General features: G+C 73.5%; 3 protein-coding genes and 1 pseudogene. 3 read left to right on the top strand and 1 reads right to left on the bottom strand.

From position 1 onward, the window contains the following. Positions 1-319: 319 nt before the first annotated feature. Positions 320-508, bottom strand: coding sequence for a hypothetical protein (locus tag ND748_RS22025; RefSeq protein WP_251747880.1), 189 nt, complete (start codon positions 506-508; stop codon positions 320-322). Between the two features lie 339 nt (positions 509-847). On the opposite strand from ND748_RS22025, the gene murJ reads away from it, so the two are divergent. The 3 genes and pseudogenes from murJ to ND748_RS22010 form a co-directional block, all read left to right on the top strand. Further along, complete coding sequence (gene murJ / locus ND748_RS22020; RefSeq protein WP_251747879.1) at positions 848-2,743, top strand: murein biosynthesis integral membrane protein MurJ; 1,896 nt, start codon at positions 848-850, stop codon at positions 2,741-2,743. Between the two features lie 716 nt (positions 2,744-3,459). Continuing rightward, on the top strand, positions 3,460-5,541 hold the full coding sequence (locus ND748_RS22015; protein ID WP_251747878.1) for a protein kinase family protein: 2,082 nt from the start codon (positions 3,460-3,462) through the stop codon (positions 5,539-5,541). Positions 5,542-5,999: 458 nt separating this feature from the next. Continuing rightward, positions 6,000-6,437, top strand: a pseudogene (locus ND748_RS22010) (hypothetical protein); the annotation flags it as partial.

Below are 6,437 nucleotides of genomic sequence, written 5' to 3'. Positions count from 1 at the left end.
GGCAGCCCCAACGCCCGGGCGGCGGCGCCAGGCGGAACCCGGCTCGCCCCCCGACCAGGTCGGCCGGCCCGCCGGCCCGGGTTCCCCCAGCCCGGATTTCCCTGGCTCGGATTTCCCTGGCCCAGTTTCCGCCGGCCCAAGTGTCCCCGGCGGGGATTCCCCCGGCCCGGAATTCACCGGGCACGGGTCGCAGGAGCAGCAGCCGGATGCCACCGACCGCCCTCGACGCTTCGCCGGCGAGCGGCGTCGGCCGTCTCTCGGCGAGTCTCGGCCGACGGTGGCGCTTCCGCGCAGCAACGTCCGACGCATTCCCCCGGAGTCACACCAGCACGGCCGTGGACGGGACGACGGCCGCGGACGGGACGCCGCCCGGCCCCCCGAGGCCCGGGGCGGCCGGGAAGCCCGCACCCGTGAACGTCGCGGTGACGCCCGCTACGGCGCTGACCGTGACGTGGCCTCCGGTGGTTGGCGCGACGATGCGGCCGCCGACCCGCGGGCAGACCGCCACGCCGGCGAGGTCGGGGACGGCAGGAACGGGAGAGACGAGAGAGACGAGAGGGACGGCGGCCTCAGCGACGGCGACCTCAGGGACGGCAACTTCAGCGACGGCGATCTCAGGGACGTTCGCGCCGCCCGCCCCCGAACCCCGGCCCCCCGCGAGACGGGCGGGCGAACCGCTCGGCGCGACCCGTCACGTCGACGGACCCCGCGCCCCACCGACGCGGCGGCCACCACCGCGCTCGCGAAGCCGACAACCGCGAAGCCGACGACCACGAGGGCAGCAGCCGCGCAGCCCGCGAACACCCGATCCACGAGCGCCCAACCCGCGAGGACGCAGTCGACGAGGATGCAGTCGACGAGGGCGCAGTCGACGACCGCGAAGCCGACGACCGCCCGCCGAGGGAAGGCCGGCGCGGGGAAGCCCGGGCCGAGCCTCGGCCAGGCCAGCGGGATCATGGCGATCGGCACGATCGTCTCCCGGGCGTCCGGCTTCCTGCGCACCGTCGCGATCGCCGCCGCGCTCGGCACCAGCGGGGTCAGCCAGGCCTACAACGTCGCCAACACGACCCCGAACGTTCTCTACGACCTGCTCCTCGGTGGGATCCTGACCAGCGTCATCGTCCCGGTGATGGTGCGCGCGGCCAAGGAGGACCCGGACGGCGGGGACAGTTTCGCCTCCTCCCTGCTGACCATCATGATCCTCGGACTCAGCGCCGCCGTGGCGGTCGGCATGGTGGTCGCGCCCTGGATCACCGACGCCTACCTGCACTCGGGGCCGGCGGAGCGGGCGCTGGGCACCGAGATGCTGCGCTGGTTCCTCCCACAGATCGTCTTCTACGGGGTGGGCGCGACGATCGGCGCGATCCTCAACGTCCGGCAGTCCTTCGCCGCGCCCATGTTCGCGCCGATCCTGAACAACCTGATCGTCATCGCGACGTGCGTGGCCTTCGTCTACGTCGTGTCGGGACCGCACCCACCCGGGGTGGAGGGCCCGAAGGCCATCAGCAACGGGCAGATCACCGTGCTCGCCGGCGGGACGACGCTGGGCGTGGTCGCCATGACGCTCGCCCTGCTGCCGTCGCTGCGCAAGGTCGGTTTCCGCTACCGTCCGCGGTTGGATCTGCGCCATCCGGAACTGCGCTCGGCGGCCCGGCTGGCCGGCTGGACGCTGCTGTTCGTCATCGTCAGCCAGGTCGGTTACCTGGTGATCGTCAACCTGTCGACGGCGACGACCGCGTACACGATCTACACCTACGGCTACCAGATCTTCCAGCTTCCCTACGCGATCATCGGCGTCTCGGTGATCACGGCACTGCTGCCGAGGATGAGCGGACACGCCGCCCAGGGTCGCCGGGATCTCGTCCGGGCGGACATCTCGACCGCGACCCGGGTCGCGGTGACGGCCATCGTGCCGGCGGCTCTGTTCATCCTCGCCCTGGGGCGGCCGATCGCCGTCGCGGTGTTCTACCACGGCGCGGTCCGGTACCACGCCGCGGTGGACATCGGCGACACACTCAGTGCCTTCGCGCTGGCCCTGGTGCCGTTCTCGCTGTTCCAGGTGCAGTTGCGGGCCTTCTACGCCTACCAGGACAGCCGGACACCGGCGCTGGTCAACATGGGCGTCGTCGCGGTGAACGTGCTGACCGCGGTGGTGCTCACCGTGCTGGTTCCGGAGCAGCACCGCGCGCCGGCACTGGCGCTCGCCTTCGCTTTCGCCTACCTGGTCGGGCTCGCGGCCACGACGATTCTGCTGCGCCGACGGCTGGGCGGCGTCGACGGTAACCGCACCGCCCGGGTGATCACTCAGGTCGCGGTCGCCGCGGGCCTCGGCGCCGTCATCGCGTCCCTGCTGGCCCGGGGCATCCGGTCGGTGCTCGGGACGGGCTGGGTCAGCTCCGGGATCGCGGTGGTGATCGCGGTCGTCGTGGGCGGCGCGCTGTTCATCGCGGTCGCCAGACGGATGAACATTCACGAGGTCAACGCTCTGACCGAGGTTGTCAACAGCCGCCTACGCCGCGGGCGTGGGCGCGGCAGATCCGGCGGGCCGACCGCGTCGCCGGCACCGGCGGACCGGGCCGGGCGGACGGACCGAAAGGGCCAGACCGACCGGACGGCGCGCCGGGAGCCGTCGTCGCGGACGGGCGCTCGCGCCCCCACACCACCGCGACGGGATGCCCCGGACGACCGGTCGCGATCAGCGACCGGCACGCGCCGGGAGGGTCGAGCGCCCAGGCGGCGCTGACCGGTCGGCGCCCGGGACGACCCAGGCTGAGCTGAGCTGGGCTGAGCCGGGCTGGACTGAGCTGAGAGGGCCGGGATTGCCGTCCGGGCTCACGGCGGGCACCAAAGGGCCAGCCCGTGGCCGCCCTGACCCGGCGAAATCCCCATGGCCATGGCCTGGTAACAGAGGTACAGGCGGGGCCGGCGGTGCCCACCACTCCTGCCATCGCCATAACGCGGTGTAGTTAGAAAACATCGCGGGATAACTCTACTAATGCGTAACAATACGGCGGATATTCTCTACGGCCCGCTTGGCTGGACGAGAGCTCACCGACCCGGCGGACAGCCCCGTCATGGTCGGGAGAAACGTCCTTCCGGGCCCGGTGGCGACGCCCTTGGGCGCGGCCGGCCTCCGCGGCCGCGCAGGCCGGCCGGATCCGACCAGGTGGGCTCGTCACAGCCGGTACACAAGGGCGGGTTGTCCCAAGACATTCGCGAGATCCTCCGGCCATCCTCGTACACTGGACACGCTGTGCGCGGGCCCCGCCCAACGTCGCCGGTGAACCAGGCGCAGCCTCCGCTCGTCACGTCGTTCACCGTGGCGACCAGTTCCGGGCGACGAAGGATTTCGGGGTCTCCGCCCACGGTCACGGCACACTGGGCGGACTCCTGCCCGGGTGAGGTAGGGAAGCCCGACGGCGGATCGTCCCCGTCAGGCACGTGGACGACGGAGGCGCTGTGGTCGACGGAAGCAACCGACCGCAGGCTGAGGGCGTCGACGACGTGACCCTGACCGCCGCCGACGCTCGGAGCTCGTCGACCCCCGCCGGCACCGCGGTCCTCGCCGAAACCGTCCTCGACCGCCGCTACCGCCTGCTTTCCGCGCTCACCAGCCGCGGCCCGGTCACCCTCTGGCGCGGCGACGACAAGGTGCTCGCCCGGCCGGTCGCGGTGCGCATCGTCGAACACGGCCCGATGAATCCGGGGGACAACGGCGCCGCCGGCACGGACCCGAACCAGGAGCAGGCTGCCCGCCGCCTGCTCGCCGCGGCCATCAACTCCGGCCGGCTCGTCCATCCGGGCGCCGCCTCCACCTACGACGCCACGACGACGACCGCCGGATCACGGCGCATCTCCTACGTCGTCTCCGAGTGGGTGGACGGCAAGACCCTGCGCCAGCTCACCGCCCAGGGGGCGCTGCGCCCCGAGCAGGCCGGCGCCGTGGTGCTCGCCGCGGCCCGGGTCATCGCCGCGGCCCACGAGCGGGGCATCCATCACGGCGACCTCAACCCCGGCGACGTCATCGTCTCCAGTCATGGCACCGTGAAGATCATCGATCTTGAGATCGGCGGCGTGCTCGCCGAGCTGGAGCGCTCGGGGGCACCCGCGGAGCTCGACGGCCCCGACGCCGCCGGGAACGGCGACGAAGCCGAGGCCACCCGGGTGGTGGGCGCGGGGGACGGCGTGGTCGCCGCGGGCGACGGCGCCGCCGCCGATCTGCGGGCGCTCGGCGGCCTGCTGTACGCGGGGCTCACCGGCCACTGGCCCCTCGGTGGAGACCGCGGCCTGCCCACCGCACCGACCGCCGGCGGGCGGCTGCGCAGCCCCCGGCAGGTCACCTCGTCCGTGCCGCGCGACCTGGACGCCATCACCATGGCGACCCTCGGCGACGAGCGGGCGGGTGCGCCCATCACCACCGCGGCCGAGCTCGTCGAGGAGCTGGAGTCGATCAACCCGGTCGACGCGGTGCTCGACACCGGCCTGATGAGCCTCGGCGAGGAACCCTCCAGCACCGAGGCGATGGACGTGGATGGCTTCGCCTCCTCCGACTACCTCGCCTCCTCCGACTACCCCGCGCAGGGCCGCTACACCGACACCGCCGGCTACCCGGGTCCCGACCAGGCCCGTGACAACCGCTACGAGACCCGGGTCGACGGCGCGAGCGGGCCACGCGGTGGCGACACGGGGTACGGCCGCGGCGGGTACGACACCCGCGGCGGGTACGACACCCGGATTCCCGACCATCGCGGGCGGCCCGATCAAGCCCGAGACGATCGGGCCCGGGACGACCGAGCCCGGGACGATCGGGCCCGGGACGATCGGGCCCGGGACGATCGGGCCCGGGACGATCGGGGGTACCCCGCCGGCGCCGGCGGCTATCCGCCGGCGGACCGCTATCGGGACGCCCCCGGACGTGGGCGCGGCGGGTCCGGCCGGCGGCTCGGCCGGGTGCTGCCGTGGATCGCCCTCGTCGTGGTCGTCGTCGTCGTCGCGGTCGTGGCCGTGTTCGCGCTGCACGGCGGCGGCGACGGTGGCAGCGCAAGTCCGACCACCCCGCCCACCGGGCAGGTCATCCCGGCTGGGACCGCGCTGAAGCCGGAGAGCATCGACACCATAGATCCGCTCTCCTCCGGCGGCGACGGCACCGAGCGGCCCAAGGAGGCCGCCAACGCGATCGACGGCAATCCGTCGACCGTCTGGCACACCGAGGGCTACGTCACCGCGAAGCTCGGCGGGCTCAAGCCCGGTGTCGGCCTGCGGTTGACCTTCAGCCAGGCGATCAGCCCCACCTCGGTCACAGTCCAGGTCGGCGACGGTCCGTTGTCGTTCGAGCTGCGTAGCGCCGTCACCCCCGGGGACACGATCGACAGCTACGGGGTTGTCGTCGCGAAGGCCGACGCCCCCAGCGGCGCGGTGAACCTGCCCCTGCCCTCCGACCTCAACCCGGCGCGGTACTGGGTCCTGTGGCTGACCTCCCTACCGCTGGACAGCGACGGGCAGTACCGCGGTTCGATCGCGGAGATCACCTTCCGGTCCTGACCTGACGGGGAGGGGGAGTCGGCCGCGTCGGCCCCATCGGTGGCGTCCTCCCGGCCACCGCCGGCCCCGCCTCCGTCCCTCTCCCGGAGCACCCTCACCGAGCGTGACATGCGTCTCGGTGCTGACGGCGTGTTCGGCCGGCTACCCCCGGCGCTGCGCACGGCCGTGGTGCTGGTCGACGTCCGGAGTCATTCCCCGCGCGGACGCTGTGAGGCAGCTCGACATCCCTGCCGGCACGGGGAAAAGTCGCTGTTCGCGGGGACGGGCGCACCTCGCCCGGCTCCTCGGATACCTCCCGTCCGGGAACCCAGGAGCCCCGCCCACCGTCTCAGAAGAAGGACACCACGATGTGGCGGCCTGCGCGCAGCGGCCGCCGGAGACCCGCAGTCGGTCCGCCGGCCGCCGTCCCCACCATTCGGCCCCATGGCGCCCGGACCTGCCGGAGGAGGTGATCAGCAATGACGAACGACCCGATGGACGACCGGCACCGATCCACCCAGGCGCGCCCCACATTCCCCCTCGGCCGCCGGTCCCGCGGGCACGACCAGCATCCCGACGTGGAACAGCTCGACGCCGTCGCCGGGGGCGAAACGGTCACCCGCTCGACCCGGGACCATGTCGAGGCCTGCCCGGCGTGCCGGGAGTCGATCGCCGCGCTGCGCAAGGTCCGCGCCGACCTCTCCCGGCTGGCCGCGATGACGATGCCGGGCGACGTCGCCGAGCGCATCCAGGCGGCGCTGGCCGCGCGGATGCCCCCCCCCCCCCCCCCCCCCCACCAACCCCCCGCCCCCCCCGCCCCCCCCAGCCCCCCCCCCCCCCCGCCCCGCCCCCCCCCCCCGCCAAGGCCCCCGACCCCGCCGGCCTTCCCTCGGATTCCCCCCCCATCCGCAGCGGGA

This window comes from Frankia sp. AiPs1 (assembly GCF_023716945.1).
Taxonomy (GTDB): Bacteria; Actinomycetota; Actinomycetes; order Frankiales; family Frankiaceae; genus Frankia.
Note: the sequence above shows the minus strand (reverse complement) of the source record. Positions and strands in the feature narration are given on the sequence as shown.

Coding starts and splice junctions, on each gene's coding strand:
- murJ (WP_251747879.1), top strand. CDS start 848: ATGCAGTCGACGAGGGCGCAGTCGACGACCGCGAAGCCGACGACCGCC.